Origin of the sequence: Algoriphagus sp. UBA3586 (genome assembly GCF_002376385.1) — a bacterium.
In the GTDB taxonomy this organism is placed as follows: domain Bacteria; phylum Bacteroidota; class Bacteroidia; order Cytophagales; family Cyclobacteriaceae; genus Algoriphagus; species Algoriphagus ornithinivorans.
On record NZ_DFMT01000034.1, the window covers coordinates 26,809 to 45,590 of the forward strand.

Sequence of the window (18,782 nt, forward strand, 5' to 3'; positions counted from 1 at the left end):
AGAATGAAAGAGGCAAAGTGATTGATTTGATTTTTCCCGCAGATTTTCGCGGATTAATTCGCTGATAAACGCTGATTTTGCTCTACCAAGAACCAAATATTTCGCCGAAGGCGTATTTCGCTCGACGTAGGAGAGCATATTTCAGCAAAGCTGTATTTCGCTAAGCATATCTCGCCGAATGAGAGTATATTTCCCAAATATTTCCTTCTTCAATGCTTCGGAATACTTAACTTTGTCCATTGGTAACCAATCCCAAAAAACCATGAACGAGCGCTACATGCAGCGCGGTGTTTCCGCCTCCAAAGAAGATGTCCATAATGCAATCTCTAAGCTGGATAAAGGACTTTTCCCCAAAGCATTTTGCAAAATCGTAGAAGACACTTTAGGCTCTGATCCTGATTATTGCAATATCATGCATGCGGACGGTGCAGGAACCAAATCCTCTCTAGCTTATCTTTATTGGAAAGAAACAGGAGACTTAAGTGTGTGGAAAGGAATAGCACAGGATGCGATCATTATGAATACGGATGACCTTCTCTGTGTGGGAGCCATCAATAATATCCTTGTATCCTCCACTATTGGTAGAAATAAAAACTTGATCCCGGGAGAAGTAATCTCTGCCATCATAGAAGGTACTGAGGAGGTTCTTCAAATGCTACGGGACAAAGGAGTTCATGCAGTGCTAACAGGCGGAGAAACTGCCGATGTGGGAGATTTGGTTCGCACCGTGATCGTAGACAGCACCGTTACCTGCAGAATGCGAAGGGAAGATGTCATTTCCAATGATAAAATTCAGCCCGGAGACGTAATCGTAGGTTTGGCTTCTTACGGACAGGCCAATTATGAGACAGAATATAATGGAGGCATGGGTAGCAATGGATTGACCTCTGCCAGACATGATGTATTCAACAAGGTTTTAAAAACCAAATACCCAGAATCTTTTGATCCTGCTGTTCCGGATGACTTAATCTATTCTGGCAAATACAATCTAACTGATGCAGCTCCAGGCGCTCCGGTAAATATTGGAAAATTGGTTCTATCTCCTACCCGAACATATGCGCCAATAATGGTGGATGTCTTAAATTATTTAAGACCTCATATTCATGGTTTGGTTCATTGCAGCGGAGGCGCGCAAACCAAAGTCCTGCACTTTGTTGATAATGTGCATGTGATTAAAGACAATCTCTTTGAAACTCCTCCACTTTTCAGAATTATTCAGGAAGAAAGTAAAACCGACTGGAAAGAGATGTACAAAGTCTTCAACATGGGCCATCGCATGGAGGTCTATTTGGATGAAAGACATGCGGAAGAAATCATTGATATAGCTGAATCTCATGGAGTTGAAGCTCAGATTATCGGAAGAGTAGAGCCATTTGAGGGAAAAAAAGTAACTATTCAAAGTCCACACGGCACTTTTGAGTATTAAGCTATGGACCTAAAATCAGCTTTTAAATTATTTGGAAAGATCCTGCTCGGGATCTTTCTGTTTTTGTTGCTGATTGCATTATTTACTCTCACAACTGTAGACCGCAGTCCGCTTGATGAACAGGATTTTTACCAAGAAACCTTTACCAGACTGGACCAACTGAGTTTTGAGCAAAGCATAGGGGATGGCTGGATGGCCGGATGGGGAAAAAGTAATATGACTCCAAAAAAGCCTGTGGATTTGGTAGGCTATGCTCCCAGAGGAAACTATGAATTTGTAGCCGACAGCAGTTATGTAAAAAGTATCGTCTTGAGTAATGGAAAACAGGAAATAGCCTGGTTGAATTACGAGCTATTGATTGTTCACCCGTATTTAGCAGAAAAAATTGAAAAGAAGATTAGAGAAAAGTATCCTCAGATCTCTCAACTCCTATTTACAGCTACACACACGCATTCAGGCATGGGAGGCTACATGCCCGGGCCTTTGGGAGAACTGGCATTTGGAGGCTTTCAGGAGGAAATTGTAGCTGGAATTGCAGATAAAAGTTTGGAGGCCATTGAGCGAGCCAAAGCAAGCCTAGATACTGTGAGCATCCATTTTAGGAAAGCAGACGCTAATGAATTGGTGGCCAATCGATTCGTAAAAGATGGTCCGATTGACCCATTTACCAGACAATTGATTTTTACCAAGAAAGATGGGAAGTCTGCCACACTCTTCACCTATTCTGCCCATGCCACTTGCTTGAGTACTAAGTTTATGGGGCTTTCAGGTGATTACCCTTTTTACCTGATGAAAAAAATGGAACAGTCCAACTTTGATTTTGCACTTTTTGCAGCAGGCACGGTTGGTTCTCATAGACCTCTTCGTTCAGGGAATGATATACCGGCAGTTCAAGAATATGCCCTATCCCTCGACTCCATCAGTCAATTAAAAATGACCCGGTATAGCACAGTCAAACTTCCAAGAATCCGAAATGCAAGATTGGACTTATCGCTTAGAGAACCCCATTTAAGGATCTCAGATGATATCCGGATTAGACCATGGTTATTTAAAAAACTACTAGGCGAAACCAATCCACATATGGGTATCACTCAAATCGGAAATACGCTAATCATTTCTTCAAGCGGGGAGATTTCAGGTGTTTTTTATGAAAAATGGGATCAATTGGCTCAGGAAAAAGGACTCAATTTAATTATAACCACTTTTAATGGAGGATATATTGGCTACATCACGCCAGATGAACTCTATGACGAGCATTTTCATGAGGTAAGGGAGATGAATTGGTACGGCCCGGGGAATGGACAATACTTTGATGAGCTGATTACTCGAATAATCCAAAAAGCCGGGAATTAAGCTTTTTGCCAAAGCTGAGCCCGTACCCAATCTTCAGACCATGTTTTTTCTTTCAAGAGGCGGAATCCAGCCTTCTCTAAAAACTCCTTATAATCAGGCAAATCCTTTCTTGGATGCTTAGTGAAAGCTCTGAAGAACCGTATCATCAAAGATTGAAGAAGCTTATTCCGTCTATTTTTCTGCGGGAAAAAATCTGATAGATAGATCAATGCCCCTTGCTTGGAAACAGCTTTTATTTTCATCAAAAGCTCCTCTAATTCTTCATCGATTAGCGTATCCAATACAAATGGCAACAGGATCAAATCATAAGTTTTACCTAGAGGAATTTCTCCTAAATGAAAATTAAGCTCTGAGCTTTCTAAGTTTTTTTCGGCTTTGCGAAGCATACTAACTGACACCTCCACAAAGTCCCCTTTCATATCCCTTTGAACAGACTGATAATCAGAACCAGTCCCTCCGCCTATGATTAAAAGATGCTTGTTGCGTATATTAGAAAGATAACAAGTTTTGGATTGCTTTAAAGTTTGGCCAAAAACCAGACTGGAGAGCAATTCGTAAACAGGAGTCAACCAACGATAATTATCTTTCATATCTCAGAATTAGAAATCTAAGTATTTCTTTTTTCAGATCCTTTCCAATAAACCTAACATAATCGTATGAAAAATCTTTTTAAGAATATCTCAGGCCTTCGCCAACTACTCAAATCTGTAGACTTAGACCAAATCTCTAAACTTTCCCAGAAAGTTGACCTCCCCAAGATGGTAGGATTGGTGTCACAAATGAGCGAATCAGACATATCCAAAATGATGGGAATGCTTAAAGGAGGAGGTAAACCTAAAGAAATTCCACCGATCAACGGAGACTTTTACGAGTTGGGGAAAAGCTTACCCAAACACGAGCGGGATATTCAGCTGAGGGTACGGGAATTTATGGAAAGTGAAATCAAACCCATTGCCAATGATTACTGGAACCGCGGGGAATTCCCTATGCACATCATTCCAAAAATGGCCGAGCTGGATATAGCCGGGCTAACTTATCAAGGCTATGGTTGTCCTGGACATTCCGCCTTACTGGAAGGATTTATCGCTATGGAAATGGCAAGAATTGACACCTCAATTTCTACTTTTTTCGGGGTGCAGAGTGGCTTAGCAATGGGATCTGTGTACCTATGTGGGTCGGAAGCTCAAAAACAAGAATGGCTTCCTGCCATGCAGAAACTGGAAAAAATCGGAGCATTTGGGCTTACTGAACCAGAAGTTGGTTCGGGAGTTGCCGGAGGCTTAACTACTACCTGCAAAAGAGAGGGTGATGTATGGATTTTGAATGGCCAGAAAAAATGGATCGGAAATGCCACTTTCTCAGATATGACTGTGATTTGGGCAAGAGACCTGGATGATAATCAGGTGAAAGGGTTTATTGTAAGGAAGGATAATCCAGGTTTTTTTGCTGAAAAACTGGAAGACAAAATGGCCTTAAGGACGGTTCAGAACGCCCTGATCACTTTGACCAAATGCGAAGTGCCGGAAAGCGATAGATTGCAAGAGGCGAATTCCTTTAGAGATACTGCCAAAGTGTTGAGAATGACCAGAGCTGGAGTTGCCTGGCAGGCAGTAGGCTGTGCGAGAGGCGCTTATGAACTCGCATTGGCTTATAGTAATGAAAGAAGTCAGTTTGGAAGACCGATCGCATCCTTCCAGTTGGTTCAGGATCTTTTAGTCACCATGTTGGGAGATTTGACAGCCATGCAAACTATGGTATTTAGGCTTTCCCAAATGCAAGACGCAGGAGATCTGCTGGATGAACATGCTTCTTTGGCCAAGGTATTCTGTACCTTAAGAATGAGATCCATCGTGGATCAGGCAAGAGAACTATTTGGTGGCAACGGAATTTTGCTGCGACATGATATCGCCCGATTTGTGGCAGATGCAGAAGCAGTATACAGCTATGAAGGCACCAAAGAAATCAATTCTTTGATTGTAGGGAGAGCTATTACCGGACACAGTGCTTTTGTGTAGTACATAAATTACGGTTCCAGATGAAATTGGATAGATTGATGTACAACATTTATCCTAACTGACAATCATCTATCCTCAAAAAAGTGCAGTCTAGTCAATCCCGGAGGGATTAAAGTTCGGTAGAATACGACCTCACAATAGCTTAGCCATGCTGTAGGCATGGAACTTTGTGATCATTTAGAGTTATTTTAATTCCCCTCTATATCCTTTTGAGGGGAATTAATTTATTAATTAAACCGTCCCGATATTTATCGGGACAAGCTCTTGCCGACTTTGTAAAAGGGAGGATTGTTTCTAGGTATACATTTAGGAACGGGATTTCTATCTTATTTCAAAAAATCAATAATATCCAAGGCAATAGAAAAACCGCCTCCATCCTAGTCCGAATTTGATTTTCGTTGAGATTTTTGTTGAAAAAAATCAAGAAATGGAGGATAACCATTATCAGCAAAATACAGGAATACATGCGGAAGAAAGAGGGCAAAGCGATAAAGAGTGCAAGCGAAGCTATAATCAATAGCAGAGCAAGTCTTCGAATCCAGTCCAATAATTGTGTAGGCTGAATCAACTGCGCCGCAGAGGGAAAACCAGCTATTTCATCTTTTTTTCTGTCCATCCAGGATAGCATTAGCAAGTTTAAAAAGGCCAACAGCGTAAATACTAATAAAAAGGCTCCCAGTCTCCAGTCTCTATCCAATGCTTCGGCTCGAAGAAGAGGGATCCAGGCAATCCCCAAAACGTAAAAAACTGCCGTACTCAATTCCTTAAGTCCATTCCCGGCATTTCCTCCTAAGCGTATCAAGGTCATACTTCCGCCTATTGCCCCCGCAAGAACCAGAGACCAAAGTAACTCCCTGGTCCAGCCTAAGACCCAAATCGCTCCCAGCAAGCCTAAAAGCGTAGCTAAAGCCAGGCTAAACAAAAGGGTTTTCTGATTTCTTGCATGAAACTGATGCCTGGGACTCAGGTCAATCTGTACTTTTTTACGGGAATCCAACAGATGATCGGCTGTATAAATTACCCAAACACAGAGACCCAACAGGGCATAAATTTCCCACCCTAGCTGCACGTGGAGGAGTTGAGAAAAAAATAACATCCCTGCCATGGCTCCTAAAACCACGTCAATGGAAAGCCAAGAAATGAAAGGCAAAAGAGCTTTGATAGGCTTCATCTTCTAAAAATAGGGGAAGGTAAAAGGAGTGGAAAATAAATGGACTGAATTTTCTATTTTACATTCAATTAATTCATAAAACCCAAAAATCAAACCTTTCAGCTTTATGCGAACCTATTTCAGTTTTCTATGCCTGTTTCTTTTCAGCCTATCGGCATACGCCCAATCACCTATCAAAATTGCCTGTGTGGGAAATTCAATCACACAAGGACCCGGTAGAGATAATCCGGATTCTTATCCCTTACAAATGCAGGCATTATTGGGAGAAGCTTATCTAGTAAAGAATTTTGGAGTAAGTGGCAGAACGCTATTGAGAAAAGGAGATTTCCCTTATTGGAATGAACCACAGTTTCAGGAAGTGAAAGATTTTGCTCCAGACATTTTGGTAATCATGCTTGGCACCAATGATTCCAAACCACAGAATTGGGTCCATAAAGCCGATTTCAGAAAAGACTATTTGGATATGATTGCAGAGTTTCGTCAGAATATGCCTGTGGATGGAAAGGTATATGTCATCATGCCAGTACCGGTTACCAAGGATAATTTCGGAATTACTGCCAATGTTATGAACAACGAGCAGCGTATGATGATCATGGATATTGCTCAATCCAGCGCTTCAGAGCTGATTGATTTGTATACCCCTTTGATGGACAAAGCTGAGTTGCTGCCTGATGGGGTTCATCCCAATAAAGAAGGCTTGGGGATTATGGCAGCAGTGATTGCGAGAGCAATTAGACTTTAATTCATTTTCATGTCCAAAACCTTTCAATTGAACTAGATTTCTGAAATTTCATTGAATCAAAAATAAACTCTAATTGAAACAAAAAATTCAAACTTCTCAAGAAAAGCTGGGCTTTCAACTAAGGGGGCTGGAAAATACTCGGATAGAATCCCTGAGCGACGGAGTATTTGCCATAGCCATCGGTCTTCTTTTACTATCCAGTAGTCCTCCTGAAAACTTTGAGCAGTTAAGAGATTTCATCAAAGATTTTATTCCTTTCGCTGGTTCTATTTCAATTTTGATGTTGATATGGTACCAGCATTATCTATATTTTATCCGTTTTGGTCTCAGGGATTCTGGAACCACCGCCATAAATACTATTCTCCTCTTTTTAGTATTGTTTTATACCTACCCCCTAAAATTTCTAATCAGGCTATTAGTAGATATTTACACTGCTTTATTAACTGATAATAAGGAGCTATTTAATCGGATTTTCACTGAAACAATCAGACCTGAAGACACTTCAGAATTGATGGTCATTTACGGGCTAGGTGCATCTGGAATATTTTTAGTCTTCGTATGGCTTAATGTTCGATCACTGAAGAAAAAGAAACAATTACTACTTTCTCAACAAGAAATACTTCTCACCCAAAACAGTGTTAGGATCAATTTAGCAATGGGGCTGATTCCCCTTATTTCAGTAGCTATTTCATTATTCAATCTGGGTGGCAGTTATACCTTTATCATTTCCGGATTTAGCTACATGCTTTACCTAATCATTATGCCCATTTTGGCTTTTTTCAATTCTAAAAGGCTAGAAAATTTTAAAACCTCTACTTAAAACCCGGCAATTTTAAAGAAACATAATTTCCTGAAAGGCTAAAACTTAGACTTCAAAAAAGGATACTTATACCAATAAAGCATATTCCAAAAATGAGCGCAAGCCAAATTAAATAATAAGGCTTTTGTTGCTTTGGATTTTTGCCCCAAAAAGCATGGGTAATTTTCATCATGGCTGGCCTATTTTTAGCCATGAAATTGTAGGCATGATCGCTCATCCATCTGAAAGATCTGGACTTCTGATACCAGCGGTGCGGAAATTTCAAAGGCCTTTTAAAATGGAAAAAGCTCCTGTAAGCTGAATCAGGACCACTGAATATTTGGCCGTTTGGTTCAATAAACCGGGAAGCCTTCTTGAATTCTTTGAGAGGAATTTCAGGAAATTGATTCGCTACTTCCTGATAGGTTTTAAAAGTTATACCCGAAGATTTCCTTTCCCAAACCTGAATCCAATAGGCACAGAAGCCACAGTTTCCATCCCATATCATCAATGGTTTAGAAGGAGGACTTTGGGTTCGGGAAATTTTTTGGAACATAGGAAAATGAAAAATTTAGTGGTTAATAGATGAAAGCCGGAAGCACTTTTAATTATTTAACCGCTTTAAGGCTTCAGGGTTTTATATAGCTAATAAATAGCTTCACAATTGAAGCATGAATCGATTAAACTTTTGAATAAAAGGGAATTTCTTCTCCTCTTTCCTTAGCCTCTTTTCTAATATTCATATGAAAGTAAAGACTCTCCAAAGTTTCTTCCTGATTAAAGCAATACTCATCTTCCAAAAAATCCTCAGTCTCATATTCTGATAGCGCATAATACTTTTGGACTAATTGAGCACGAATAGGAATAAATCCTTTCCAAAAGATTGGGAACAGATCAAAATATCCCTCTCTGAAGGAATGGCCTCTCCAATTGATAAAAAAGTCTTCATCGAGATTGGTGTTTTGGAAAAGAAATTCGCAGAAATAATCATCCATAATCGTTTCTGCCTGAATCACTTTTTCTATTAGCTCTTCTTCATTTATTTTCTGAGAAAAATCCCAAGTCAATAGTCCCTCTTCATATAAATCCCTAACCACATTCCAATATTTATTCAGCTGTGCTCGAGTTTGGAGATATTCTTCCCAGCTGTAATCCTCATAAAAGGGCAGGTCTTCCGTGGCTTCTGCCAAATAATCAAAAGTAGCCTGAGTCAAGATCAGCCAAGCCTCCACCCAATCATAGGTTAAAGGATTGGGCTCCTTCTTTAATAATTTCAGCTCCACATTGGCTTTATGGGCATAAATCTGCAGGTCTGATTTCCCTAGAAATCTCAAATGCTCATCCGCATGAATTCTCAGATTAACTCGTGCACCTAGGCCAAACTCTTCTTGATGGCATGAAAAACAAGAGCAAGAGTAAATATCCGCAATTTCGTGGTCCTTCCTGTCTTGGGTGAGTTCTAGTACAAACCTTAAATCCAAATAACTTTTAGACTGCTTTCCAAGTAGCCTGTATCCAGTTCTAATCTGATCGGGATTACAGGACATTTCATGACAATATCCCGGAAGAAGCTCCAATTCTTCATCTCCAGCATCCCTAAATTGTTTGAAAGATGTATTCAAGCTTCTTAGAAAAGACTCCAAAGGGACATCCGAATAGGTGCGACTTTCATCCATTAATTCCCACAAAGAATCTATATCCATTTTTGAAAAAGCAGTAAGCACTTGGTTGAGATAAAAATCCATGGGAAAAAGAATTAAGTGAACCTTGAAGTTCTCTAGTTTCTCAGAAATGACCAAGTAATTTTCAATGCGAGCCTATCTAATTAAGACAATAGCTGTCGTAACTCTGAAGATATTTTATCTTTTGACAGGTCTTTTACTCCTGTTTTCTTAGGTTTGGAATTATTCATCAATCACATGAGAGCAAAAAACTTTTTTATCCTTTTTCTGTGGCTAGCATTGGTTCAGCAATATGCTTTTTCCCAACAAAAAACAGCACTCCTCCCTGTCACCAAAGTGGTTGACGGTGATACTTTTTGGGTTCTAAATAGTAAAGGTCAGGAGGAAAAAATTCGATTGATTGGTGTGGACTCACCGGAAGCACGTAATTCGGGAAGGAAAAGAATTGAGTACTTTGGAAAAGAGAGCTCAGCTTATGCAAAGCGCATATTGGAAGGCCAAAAAGTGAGACTGGAATATGACGTTCAGCGCTATGATAGGTATCAAAGAACTTTAGCCTACGTCTACCTGGAAGATGGAAGGTTTTTTAATGCGCTATTGGTTCAGGAAGGCTATGCTACAGTAGCTACGTTCCCTCCCAATGTCAAATACGAATCTTTATTTATCAAACTACAGCGCGAGGCACGAACCAAAGGAAAAGGACTTTGGGGGAAATGAGATAAGGCCAAATCTTTTTCAAAAAAAATGCCCTTGAGCAAAAAACTCAAAGGCATTTTATTCAATGGTTACTGATATCAATTCAGTTTCCTCAGGTATCTGAAAAATTCAGAATCTGTGGATAAAATGATACTGGTTTTCTCATCCATGGACTTCTCGAAACTCTCCATCGTTCGAAGAAATTTGTAGAGTTCCACAGAGGTTCTACTACGATTATAAGCCGCCGCATAAATAGCAGTAGCTTCCGCATCTGCTTTCCCTTTGATTTCCTCTGCCTGGCGGAAAGCTTCCGACTGTATCTCAGCCAAATCCCGCTCTTTATTCCCTTCAATGACACGGGCCTTTCCTTGCCCTTCAGACCTAAATTGATCTGCGATTCGGTTTCTTTCAGAAATCATTCGGTCATATACTCTGTCCCGAACATCATCCACATAATTCATTCGCTTGAATCGAAAATCCAGGATTCTTACCCCCAAATCAGTGGTTCTCTCATTGGCTTTTTTCAAAACAATCTCCTCAATCTTATCCCTTCCGACGGAAATATCCTGCAATACCTCAATCTCCTCCAGAAAGTCTTCTGTGATTTCCGGTTCCCGATTGCTTGACCTCACGATATCCAATAAATCATGACTGGCAATTGCATTTCGGGTTTCCCCATCCAGAATATCATCCAGTCTAGACTGTGCAGAACGCTCATCTCTCAAGCGAATGAAAAACTGCAAAGGATTAGTAATCTCCCATCTTGCATAGGTGTCGATGAATATAAACTTCTTATCCTTAGTAGGAACCTGATTTCTGTCTCCGTCCCATTCCAAATAGCGCTTGTCAAAAAACTGCACTTTATGCAAAAATGGAATTTTGAAATTGATGCCCGGAGAGGTTCTAGGATCTCCGACAGGTTTCCCAAATTGGGTAACGATAGCCTGCTGCGTTTCATCCAAAACAAAATAGCTATTGAAGGTCATTAGGACCAACAAAGTCACTATCACGATGGAACTTATCTTTCTCTTGCTCATTGTTGAGGACTTTTAGCTTTATCAATATTTAATAGAGGAAGGACATTGTTGCCTTTTTCATCTACGATAATTTTGTTGCCGATTTTAGGCAAAATCTTCTCCATGGTTTCCAAGTAAATTCGTTGTTTGGTAACTTCTGGCGCCTTGATGTACGCTTCATATAAAGCATTAAATCGCTCAGCTTCACCTTTGGCACGGTTGACCCGATTAAGGGCAAAAGCCTCTGCCAATTGGATGGTCTCTTCCGCTTCTCCCCTAGCTCTAGGAATCACACGGTTATACTCCGCTTCAGCTTGGTTGATCAAAGTTTCCCGCTCCTGCTGAGCCTGGTTTACGGCATTGAAGGATGGCTTCACCGGCTCTGGGGGATTTACATCCTGTAGCACTACCTGGTCTATTCTGATTCCATTTTCATATTCGTCACAAAGTTCCTGAAGCAGCCCCTCCACCGTCGTGGCTATTTCCTGTCTTCCTACAGTCAAAACTTCATTCACCGTGCGGTCTCCGACCACCTTCCGCATCACTGACTCCGACATATCCCGGAGGGTTTTTTCTGCATTTCTCACTTTGAATAGAAAATTATACGAATTGGTAATCCGGTATTGTACCACCCATTCCACATCGGTGAGATTGAGGTCACCTGTCAGCATCATACTTTCATCACCAAAGCCTGTCTTGGTATAATCAGTTTGAGTCCCTGCCCGGGTAGTTCGGAATCCGAATTCCTGCTTCAATTGACGCTGAACGGGAATTTTATACATACGCTCTATCCAAAATGGAATGATAAAATTCAGACCGGGATTGACCGTACGATTGTATTGGCCCAGTTGAATAACCACTCCTTCCTCTTCCGGACCTACGGTTCGGATGCTAGTGAAAAGGGCTATGAGCAACAAAAACCCTAGGACTATTTTCCTGAGGTGTTTCCTGAACCAATACAGGTTGATTTGATAAATTTTTTCTTCCATATAATATTAAGCCAGTTTATTGCCTACTAGTTCAAAGGTTAACTCGAGCAGACTTGATTATTTAAGAATACCACTAAAAATACTAAAGAAGAAATAATTCATAGTAAAAAGAGAAGGTGGCTTAACGCAGAAATTAACTAAATGCCATAACAATCCCTTTTTTAATCTGTTAGGTATTCATAAACCAATTTTAATTACCATGACAAAAGAAAAAGAAAGTATTCAAACCTGGCCTGATTTGGCCATTGGACTGTATGAAAAGCTAACAGGAAAAGGTGCAGTGATTTCCTATGATTTCGAAGATTTTACGTTGGGCGTACCGAAGGAAGTTGGCGACATTTCCACTTTTACCAATTGGAAAGTCAACGGCAAATTGAAAATCTCAACCAGCGAGAAGTAAGATGGCATCTAGCTTAACAATTGCAGCTGATTTAACTATTTCCTCCGAAACTCATGAGTTAATCGTCTTGAGTGATTCAGAGGAAATAGGAATTGCCATCAATGGAAATGGGATGCCCAACTTAGGAATTTCCACTTGGAGACTTTTTAAGCTTCTAAGAAGTTTCCCAAAAGCCAATATCAATCAGCGAATACGCATTGTTTACAATCAAAAAGAGATTTATCGCAGTGATAAATCTCTTCTTCGCTTTTCTAATGTTTCAGCACTTATCAGATTACTTTTTAGCAGATCATCTTGAAATAAAATCCAACCATTCCATCAATAAAGTCAGCAGTATTTTTTTTAAAAAGTAAAATCCAAGGTTGCCCCCTTGCTTAAAAAATCAGCTTATCTTCCTTTTTGGGGTTCTTAAGCATTTCAAAATCAGTTCTTTTCCCTCATTCCTAGGCTTTTTACAATATAAATACGCCATATAACGTATGGTAATCCATCTGTGGCTATTTTTTCTTTAGGGTGTAGAATTTGAAAACCTCACAACTCCCAAAAAGATGAAAAAATTAAGTTTTTTATTACTGGCTGTAATCTTCCTGGCAGGGAATGCCTGGAGTCAAACAGCTCCCACATTTAAATATGAAATAGGTGGGAAAATCGAAAAAATGACCCTCACAGACGCAGGAGTCCTATTAGTCAATGGTAGCAGCGGGCTATCCGGAATAAGACCCGGAGCAAGTAGCCCGCATTTCAGTTTTGCCGAATATGGTAAAATCAAAGAAGAAGAAATGGAACTCGTGCCTTTAAGCCCCTACATAATTCTAACCCAAGGCGGAGCTTCCCAAATTCCGGGAACCATTTTCGCCAACTCCAAACGTACAGTGATCGATGTGATTACCGGAGAGAAGGTATTTGTCACTGAAGAAAATGGCTGGAAGCAAATAGCTCAATTAAAAATTTTCCTTCCGGAAAATAAGGTTGTCGTGGTGGGAAACCGTGAGAAGCGTGAAGAAGAGGTACTAGCGGTTGGTATTTATGATCTAGCTTCTGGAAAACAAGAGGGATTTGCAAAGCTCGATCCCAATATTGGGAAAGTTAGAAGTGGCGCTGCTATTCCTATGAGTTCTGGAGCGCCATTTTTACTTCAAAATCAAGTATTTGTTCCTACAACCAAAGGGGTAATCTGCGCCAATGTGAAAGATGGAGGCATTATCTGGCAGAATGAAATCAAAAATGTCACCAGTATGATCGCAGATAATACCGGAAATGAAATTTACGGATTCGAAGAGAGAAGTAATGGAGATACCCGCATTCACAAATTTGGAAAAGACGGGCGAGAACTTTGGGATAAAGAGCGAAAAATCAAAGGTTCAATTACAAGGTTTCAGATTTTACCCCAAGGTCTGGCAATCGTAAGTGATGTGTTCAAAGGAGGAAGCAGCTTGGTAAGCCAGATAGGTGGAAGCGGTGAATCCAAGATTGCTTTCCTTGATGCCAACAATGGAGAAGATCTTTGGGAGAAAGCCCCTAAAACCAAGGGATATGTACAGCACTTTTATGTAATGGAGGATGGAATTTTATTTGGTATTGCAGAAGGTGGAATTAATAAAATCAAGTTTGACGGCACTCCACTTTTCAAAAAGCCCATTGATACAGGAGCAAATATCCATACCATGGCTACCACTCCTCAAGGCATGATCTATATCACCGACACCGATGCAAATATCATCAACCTCACTACCGGTGATTCTAAATGGAAAAAAGGAATTCAATACAAGAAAGCAACAGCTGTTACCAGCGCGTATGATGCTGCGAAGGGACGCTATTTGATCAGCACAGGAGAGGAAATTTTAGCTATTGATGAAAATACAGGAGATCTCAGCACACTTGCCAAATTCAAATTTGATGGAAAAGAAAGTCCTTACACGATGGGAGTTCGCTCCTCAGGAATCTATTTAGCATCTGATCAAAATATGATGTTGTTGAATAGTGAGGGAAAAGAGAATTATCATGTATTTCATAAGGCCCCGGGCCAAAGCACCTTTGCAAAAGTTGCATTGGGAGCTTTATCGGTAGCTTCTGCAGCAGTATCAGCGGCAGCAGCTTCCCAATCCACCTATTCCTATTATATCGGAGAATATAATAGTGCAGATGCCATGCGCGCTAAAAACAATGCGGCTGCAGCAGAATCTTTTGCAAATATAGCTTCCGTATCCTATGGAGAAATGACCAAACGATTTAAAGCCACCATGGCAACGGCTAATGATCAGTTTATCCTAACAGATTTGAGCGACGGAGTAGGTTTGGTCAAAGTGAACAAAGATTCTGGAAAAACCGAAAAGGAAATCATCCTGAAAGATAAAAAACCGGTATATGAAGTGGATGATATAGAAGGCTATTTGTATTACCTATCCGGAAATGGAGTCATCAGTGCCTTTGATTTAAAAAAATAAGAGCGTTTCTCGCTATTCAACAAAAAAACCTCTCTCGGAAATTAACTGAGAGAGGTTTTTTGATTAGTAAGAAGGTATGGTATTGAAATTATAGGAAAAGAGTTGTTAAAGCAATAGATATTTCAGGACTTAAATGATTTGATAAAATAGCATTTATAAAAAAACTCTATACCGGTTTCTAAACCTTAAAACAAAAAAAGCCGATCATTTCTGATCGGCTTCGTAGTAGCGGGAACAGGACTGTTTTAATTTATTGATTTTTAGATTCTTATATCCTAAGGAGGACAAATAGGGGGACAGGTTCATTTTAAGCCAAAAATTTCAAATTCATTTGAATTGATTTTAATTCTGTCTTGGAATTTTCTGACAAAATCAAGGCTTATGAGCCGTATAAAGAGGTTGAATCTTAAATTAAAATTTTTTCTTTTTTGCTGTTAAAATCAGTATTCAAAGAGAATTTCAAATACTTAAATCTAAAAACGAATTTTTGTGACCCTGCAACTTAGCCATTCCAAATCTATTTGAGTGATTTCGAATTTAAACCTCGAACAATTCGTACCGTGCGAAATGTACGAGCCGTACGAGGTGTACGAATTCTGGATTGCTTTTTCTTTTTGCTGTTTGAACCTCTTTCATGGAGAAGAAAATCACAACCCGTTTGTTTTGCACTTCACCTATCAAATTGTGCATACAGCGAATGCACAATCAAAACTCAGCAATTAAACTCAACTACAATTCTTCAAAACGACTCGACAAAAGCGGAGAAATAAAGAATCGACATTCTTTCCAAAGAATGACGCGATTTAACTATTGCGTCAATTATCGTGACACAATTCTTTTTTATTGCGTCATTTATATGCTATTATTGTCGCGATACAAATGGGATTGAAGATGGAAAATCGAGATGAGCTACAACTGATTAAAGAAATAATTGCATCATCATCTGATGGCTTAGGAATAGAACAACTCCTTAGATTGCTCCCATTTCAAATTGAAAAGAGAGCTCTTCAAAGACGACTAAAAAGCCTCAGAGAAAAGAATCTGATTCTAATAAAAGGAGAAGCTCGATCCACAAAGTATTATACAAATGTCACTGAACAAACTCAGGATTCTGGAAAGATAAAATCAGAAGAGGAGCTACAATCGACCATTCCGCTTTCACAAGAAGGCAAAGACGTTTGGGCATTGGTCACCCGTCCTGTAGCACAACGGAAACCTGTCGGATACGAACGGAGGTTTTTGGAAAATTACCGTCCCAACATCGACAGCTTTCTCAGCAACCAAGAAAAACAAAAACTGGCTGAATGGGGAAATACCAGGAATGGAGAACAGCCAGCAGGGACCTATGCCAGAGAAATATTAAATCGCCTGTTGATCGACCTATCTTGGAATTCAAGCAGACTGGAAGGAAACACCTATTCCTTGTTGGATACGGAGCTGTTAATCCATAACGGGAAAACCCCCTCGAACAAGTCTCCGATGGAAACCCAGATGATTCTCAATCACAAGGAGGCTATCGAGTTTTTGGTAGAATCGTCTGATGAGGTGGGCTTCAATCGCTACACTTTTCTTAATCTCCATGCCCTGCTTTCAAACAACCTGTTGCCAAATCCGGCTGCATCCGGCAGGCTTAGAACATTTGGCGTGGGAATCACCAATTCGGTATTTACTCCGTTGGGAATTCCACAACTTATCGAAGAATCTTTTGACCTAATACTGGCAAAGGCAAGCCAAATCCAAAATCCCTTTGAGCAGGCTTTTTTTGTATTGGTTCAGCTTCCCTATCTCCAACCATTTGATGATGTCAATAAGCGAGTATCCAGATTGGCTGCCAATATTCCTTTGAACCGACACAACCTTGCACCTCTTTCATTTATAGATGTACCGGAGGAAAGCTATATCAAAGGAATGCTTGGCATCTATGAATTAAACCGTGTCGAGTTATTCAAGGATGTTTTTTTGTGGGCCTATGAGCGGTCTGCCTTAAGGTATGCGGCCATTCGTCAATCTCTTGGCGAGCCGGATCCTTTCCGCTTAAAATACCGGGAGGAAATACGAGCGATCGTCAGCCACATCGTGACCAATGCAATGGATAAAGAAGCAGCATCCCAAGCAATAAAATCTGAAGTCAATAAATTTCCTGAACCAGACCAATCCAGGTTCACTGAAGTAGTAGAAACCGAACTCCTAGGACTTCATGAAGGAAATTTTGTCCGCTTTCGAATTAGACCTTCCGAATTTACTGCCTGGAAAAAGAAATGGGATTCTTAAGAATAAATTAATAGCCTGATATTCAATATCTAATCTCTCAATCTGGCACTTAGAATCGAAACCGCCGGATAAGGTATCCCAATTGCTCTACAAACTCGAAAATCCTCTTCTTTAACTTTACCAAAAGTAATTACGAGTTCATTTCCGATAACATTAAGTGATTCATCGAGTCCATAAGCATTATATTCCAAGGATTCCTCATTTGTTTTGGCCCTCACTTGATCACTTTTTTCCAAAAAAAGGATTACTGGAAGACCACAAGAAATATCAGAAGTACTTTCAATTCTAACAGTGAACTCTTCACCGGGCACCAAATCATCTTGGCAACCAAACGTAATTAATACCGCAAAAAACAATAGATATTTAGATGAAGACTTTCTCATTTTATCAGGTTTTACTACTCTGCTTTGACATCACAAATTGATGGGGGAGGGGTAGATGATTTCTTTTCTAGTTGCTTTCTCAATAAGGAAAACTTCCCGGCTTCAAATTCTATCTCTCAAACGGATCTGATGGTCAGATAGCTACAATGAATAAAAGGATTTCTGGGAAGCATAGAAGAAAAAGAAGAGAGTATAATGTATCGTTAGGACTTATACTGCAAAAATTCCTCTAGTTCACTTAAAAACCATCCTCCAAATCCCAGATTGTCATAGTCCACCTGAAATCCTGTTAGGTGTTCACCTTCATATCTGCTAATTTCACAATTGTCTCCTAGTTTCTTCTGAAGTATAATGGCGGACCCATGAGTCGTAACCTTGTCATTTGATGCAGTTAAAATCAGAAGTGGGCAATCGATAGATTCAAGGGAAATTTTAAACTCATCACTGCTCTCCGGAAGTAGAATCTCTTTACCCTTTTCCTTATAATAATCCACAATTCCATCAGGATCGGTGACGAATCCTTCCCCAATAATAAAATCAATCTGACCTTTAATCTGTGGATAGGCTCTTGAGGCTATGGTTGTTCCCATCGACATGGCCCATATTCCCAATTTCTTGTTTGGGATTTCTTTTGAAATGGTTTCGACCACAGCTTCCAGATCCCAAGCAAATTCCTTGTAATAGAGAAATTCTTTTTGAATCTCGAAATCTTGGCTTTTCCCAAATCCTCTATAGTCAAATGTGACTACCGTATAGCCAGCATTTGCCAGAATGGCTGCATGGTAAACAAAATAGGACATATTCCCAGCATCAGGATAAGCAAGAATCAAAACCGTATCCTTATCATTTTCCGGTTTGGCTTCATAAATCCAAGTATTGAGACGAAAGCCATCACGGGTATTGATATCTAGTTGCTGATAATTCCATTTGACTGAATCTGGAGTACGAATATATTCTCGATCGGGATTTATCGAATAAACAGAATTGAAGCTAAAGAGCAGTAGGAAGAACAATATTGCCTCTGTAGATTTTTTCATAACGATTTGATTTTTAAATTTCTAAACAAGCTCCAGAAAGAATTATACTCTTTTATATAAATCTATCTTTATTTATTTACACAATTAAGTGCAACAACTTCAATTCTAATTCGTAAATTAATAAATTGATTATCAAATAATTCAACTATGTGGTCAACCATCAAATTTTTAGGAACCCTTTTCATCAGCTTCATTGCAATGATTGGAGCATTAGGAGCAGAGAATCCTTTTCCGCTTTTTGCGGTTGCCTGGGGGATTTGGATACTCTATATCGTATGTCTACGGACAAAAAGAAAAAAGGAATTGGACAGAGAACGACTAATCCGGGAAATTTTGGATAAGCTTTAAATACAGCAAA

19 protein-coding genes are annotated in these 18,782 nt (G+C 39.8%); 11 read left to right on the forward strand and 8 right to left on the reverse strand.

The window, feature by feature from the left end; all coding sequences use genetic code 11:
- The first annotated feature begins 262 nt into the window (after window positions 1-262).
- Window positions 263-1,426, forward strand: a complete 1,164-nt coding sequence (locus tag B2906_RS12920; protein WP_286940254.1) for an AIR synthase related protein — start codon at window positions 263-265, stop codon at window positions 1,424-1,426.
- Window positions 1,427-1,429: 3 nt separating this feature from the next.
- Entirely contained in the window at window positions 1,430-2,779 is a 1,350-nt protein-coding gene (locus B2906_RS12925; protein WP_219956978.1) for a neutral/alkaline non-lysosomal ceramidase N-terminal domain-containing protein, read from the forward strand.
- On the opposite strand, the gene B2906_RS12930 is transcribed toward B2906_RS12925, so the two are convergent.
- Window positions 2,776-3,369, reverse strand: coding sequence for a methyltransferase domain-containing protein (locus B2906_RS12930; protein WP_219956979.1), 594 nt, complete (start codon window positions 3,367-3,369; stop codon window positions 2,776-2,778). The genes B2906_RS12925 and B2906_RS12930 overlap by 4 nt on opposite strands.
- A 66-nt stretch (window positions 3,370-3,435) precedes the next feature.
- On the opposite strand from B2906_RS12930, the gene B2906_RS12935 reads away from it, so the two are divergent.
- Complete coding sequence (locus B2906_RS12935; RefSeq protein ID WP_219956980.1) at window positions 3,436-4,794, forward strand: acyl-CoA dehydrogenase family protein; 1,359 nt, start codon at window positions 3,436-3,438, stop codon at window positions 4,792-4,794.
- Between the two features lie 331 nt (window positions 4,795-5,125).
- Here B2906_RS12935 and B2906_RS12940 read toward each other — a convergent pair whose 3' ends face one another.
- Complete coding sequence (locus tag B2906_RS12940; protein ID WP_219956981.1) at window positions 5,126-5,965, reverse strand: hypothetical protein; 840 nt, start codon at window positions 5,963-5,965, stop codon at window positions 5,126-5,128.
- Window positions 5,966-6,071: 106 nt separating this feature from the next.
- Between B2906_RS12940 and B2906_RS12945 the strand changes: the two genes are divergently transcribed.
- Complete coding sequence (locus B2906_RS12945) at window positions 6,072-6,707, forward strand: GDSL-type esterase/lipase family protein (protein WP_219956982.1); 636 nt, start codon at window positions 6,072-6,074, stop codon at window positions 6,705-6,707.
- A 73-nt stretch (window positions 6,708-6,780) separates the two neighbouring features.
- A complete protein-coding gene (locus B2906_RS12950; RefSeq protein WP_219956983.1) occupies window positions 6,781-7,527 on the forward strand; it encodes a TMEM175 family protein in 747 nt (248 codons plus the stop codon).
- Window positions 7,528-7,579: 52 nt separating this feature from the next.
- Here the strand turns inward: B2906_RS12950 and B2906_RS12955 are convergent, their stop codons facing one another.
- Both B2906_RS12955 and B2906_RS12960 read right to left on the reverse strand, forming a co-directional pair.
- On the reverse strand, window positions 7,580-8,062 hold the full coding sequence (locus B2906_RS12955; protein WP_219956984.1) for a thiol-disulfide oxidoreductase DCC family protein: 483 nt from the start codon (window positions 8,060-8,062) through the stop codon (window positions 7,580-7,582).
- Window positions 8,063-8,186: 124 nt separating this feature from the next.
- Window positions 8,187-9,251 carry a hypothetical protein gene (locus B2906_RS12960; RefSeq protein WP_219956985.1) on the reverse strand — a complete coding sequence of 355 codons (1,065 nt, stop codon included), beginning with the start codon at window positions 9,249-9,251 and terminating at the stop codon, window positions 8,187-8,189.
- 174 nt (window positions 9,252-9,425) lie between these two features.
- Here B2906_RS12960 and B2906_RS12965 point away from each other — a divergent pair, with 174 nt between their 5' ends.
- Complete coding sequence (locus tag B2906_RS12965; protein ID WP_091652592.1) at window positions 9,426-9,905, forward strand: thermonuclease family protein; 480 nt, start codon at window positions 9,426-9,428, stop codon at window positions 9,903-9,905.
- Window positions 9,906-9,982: 77 nt separating this feature from the next.
- On the opposite strand, the gene hflC is transcribed toward B2906_RS12965, so the two are convergent.
- A complete protein-coding gene (gene hflC / locus B2906_RS12970; RefSeq protein ID WP_091652589.1) occupies window positions 9,983-10,921 on the reverse strand; it encodes a protease modulator HflC in 939 nt (312 codons plus the stop codon).
- Window positions 10,918-11,889, reverse strand: a complete 972-nt coding sequence (gene hflK / locus B2906_RS12975) for an FtsH protease activity modulator HflK (RefSeq protein WP_144607038.1) — start codon at window positions 11,887-11,889, stop codon at window positions 10,918-10,920. Before hflK ends, hflC begins: the two co-directional genes overlap by 4 nt.
- Window positions 11,890-12,088: 199 nt before the next feature.
- Here hflK and B2906_RS12980 point away from each other — a divergent pair, with 199 nt between their 5' ends.
- From B2906_RS12980 to B2906_RS12995, 4 genes are all read left to right on the forward strand, one after another.
- Window positions 12,089-12,289 carry a hypothetical protein gene (locus B2906_RS12980; RefSeq protein WP_219956986.1) on the forward strand — a complete coding sequence of 67 codons (201 nt, stop codon included), beginning with the start codon at window positions 12,089-12,091 and terminating at the stop codon, window positions 12,287-12,289.
- A 1-nt stretch (window position 12,290) separates the two neighbouring features.
- On the forward strand, window positions 12,291-12,587 hold the full coding sequence (locus B2906_RS12985; RefSeq protein WP_219956987.1) for a hypothetical protein: 297 nt from the start codon (window positions 12,291-12,293) through the stop codon (window positions 12,585-12,587).
- Window positions 12,588-12,837: 250 nt separating this feature from the next.
- Window positions 12,838-14,733 (forward strand): PQQ-binding-like beta-propeller repeat protein, encoded by a 1,896-nt coding sequence (locus B2906_RS12990; RefSeq protein WP_219956988.1) that lies wholly within the window; start codon window positions 12,838-12,840, stop codon window positions 14,731-14,733.
- Window positions 14,734-15,624: 891 nt separating this feature from the next.
- Window positions 15,625-17,004 (forward strand): Fic family protein, encoded by a 1,380-nt coding sequence (locus B2906_RS12995; RefSeq protein ID WP_286939996.1) that lies wholly within the window; start codon window positions 15,625-15,627, stop codon window positions 17,002-17,004.
- 29 nt (window positions 17,005-17,033) lie between these two features.
- Here the strand turns inward: B2906_RS12995 and B2906_RS13000 are convergent, their stop codons facing one another.
- Both B2906_RS13000 and B2906_RS13005 read right to left on the reverse strand, forming a co-directional pair.
- Window positions 17,034-17,387 (reverse strand): hypothetical protein, encoded by a 354-nt coding sequence (locus tag B2906_RS13000; RefSeq protein ID WP_274670988.1) that lies wholly within the window; start codon window positions 17,385-17,387, stop codon window positions 17,034-17,036.
- Window positions 17,388-17,590: 203 nt separating this feature from the next.
- The gene (locus B2906_RS13005) at window positions 17,591-18,424 is read right to left on the reverse strand and encodes an alpha/beta hydrolase (protein ID WP_274670989.1); all 834 of its coding nucleotides are present in this window, start codon (window positions 18,422-18,424) and stop codon (window positions 17,591-17,593) included.
- A 147-nt stretch (window positions 18,425-18,571) separates the two neighbouring features.
- Between B2906_RS13005 and B2906_RS13010 the strand changes: the two genes are divergently transcribed.
- Window positions 18,572-18,772 carry a hypothetical protein gene (locus B2906_RS13010; RefSeq protein WP_286940000.1) on the forward strand — a complete coding sequence of 67 codons (201 nt, stop codon included), beginning with the start codon at window positions 18,572-18,574 and terminating at the stop codon, window positions 18,770-18,772.
- Window positions 18,773-18,782 lie beyond the last annotated feature (10 nt).

What these genes read in the sequence shown, in the direction of transcription:
- B2906_RS12935 (WP_219956980.1), top strand. Translation starts at nt 3,436, where the DNA reads ATGAAAAATCTTTTTAAGAATATCTCAGGCCTTCGCCAACTACTCAAA.
- B2906_RS12955 (WP_219956984.1), bottom strand. Translation starts at nt 8,062, where the DNA reads ATGTTCCAAAAAATTTCCCGAACCCAAAGTCCTCCTTCTAAACCATTG.
- B2906_RS13005 (WP_274670989.1), bottom strand. Translation starts at nt 18,424, where the DNA reads ATGAAAAAATCTACAGAGGCAATATTGTTCTTCCTACTGCTCTTTAGC.
- B2906_RS12980 (WP_219956986.1), top strand. Translation starts at nt 12,089, where the DNA reads ATGACAAAAGAAAAAGAAAGTATTCAAACCTGGCCTGATTTGGCCATT.
- B2906_RS12995 (WP_286939996.1), top strand. Translation starts at nt 15,625, where the DNA reads ATGGAAAATCGAGATGAGCTACAACTGATTAAAGAAATAATTGCATCA.
- hflK (WP_144607038.1), bottom strand. Translation starts at nt 11,889, where the DNA reads ATGGAAGAAAAAATTTATCAAATCAACCTGTATTGGTTCAGGAAACAC.
- B2906_RS12925 (WP_219956978.1), top strand. Translation starts at nt 1,430, where the DNA reads ATGGACCTAAAATCAGCTTTTAAATTATTTGGAAAGATCCTGCTCGGG.
- B2906_RS12960 (WP_219956985.1), bottom strand. Translation starts at nt 9,251, where the DNA reads ATGGATTTTTATCTCAACCAAGTGCTTACTGCTTTTTCAAAAATGGAT.
- B2906_RS12930 (WP_219956979.1), bottom strand. Translation starts at nt 3,369, where the DNA reads ATGAAAGATAATTATCGTTGGTTGACTCCTGTTTACGAATTGCTCTCC.
- B2906_RS12985 (WP_219956987.1), top strand. Translation starts at nt 12,291, where the DNA reads ATGGCATCTAGCTTAACAATTGCAGCTGATTTAACTATTTCCTCCGAA.
- B2906_RS12920 (WP_286940254.1), top strand. Translation starts at nt 263, where the DNA reads ATGAACGAGCGCTACATGCAGCGCGGTGTTTCCGCCTCCAAAGAAGAT.
- B2906_RS12945 (WP_219956982.1), top strand. Translation starts at nt 6,072, where the DNA reads ATGCGAACCTATTTCAGTTTTCTATGCCTGTTTCTTTTCAGCCTATCG.
- B2906_RS12965 (WP_091652592.1), top strand. Translation starts at nt 9,426, where the DNA reads ATGAGAGCAAAAAACTTTTTTATCCTTTTTCTGTGGCTAGCATTGGTT.
- B2906_RS12940 (WP_219956981.1), bottom strand. Translation starts at nt 5,965, where the DNA reads ATGAAGCCTATCAAAGCTCTTTTGCCTTTCATTTCTTGGCTTTCCATT.
- B2906_RS13000 (WP_274670988.1), bottom strand. Translation starts at nt 17,387, where the DNA reads ATGAGAAAGTCTTCATCTAAATATCTATTGTTTTTTGCGGTATTAATT.
- B2906_RS12990 (WP_219956988.1), top strand. Translation starts at nt 12,838, where the DNA reads ATGAAAAAATTAAGTTTTTTATTACTGGCTGTAATCTTCCTGGCAGGG.
- hflC (WP_091652589.1), bottom strand. Translation starts at nt 10,921, where the DNA reads ATGAGCAAGAGAAAGATAAGTTCCATCGTGATAGTGACTTTGTTGGTC.
- B2906_RS13010 (WP_286940000.1), top strand. Translation starts at nt 18,572, where the DNA reads ATGTGGTCAACCATCAAATTTTTAGGAACCCTTTTCATCAGCTTCATT.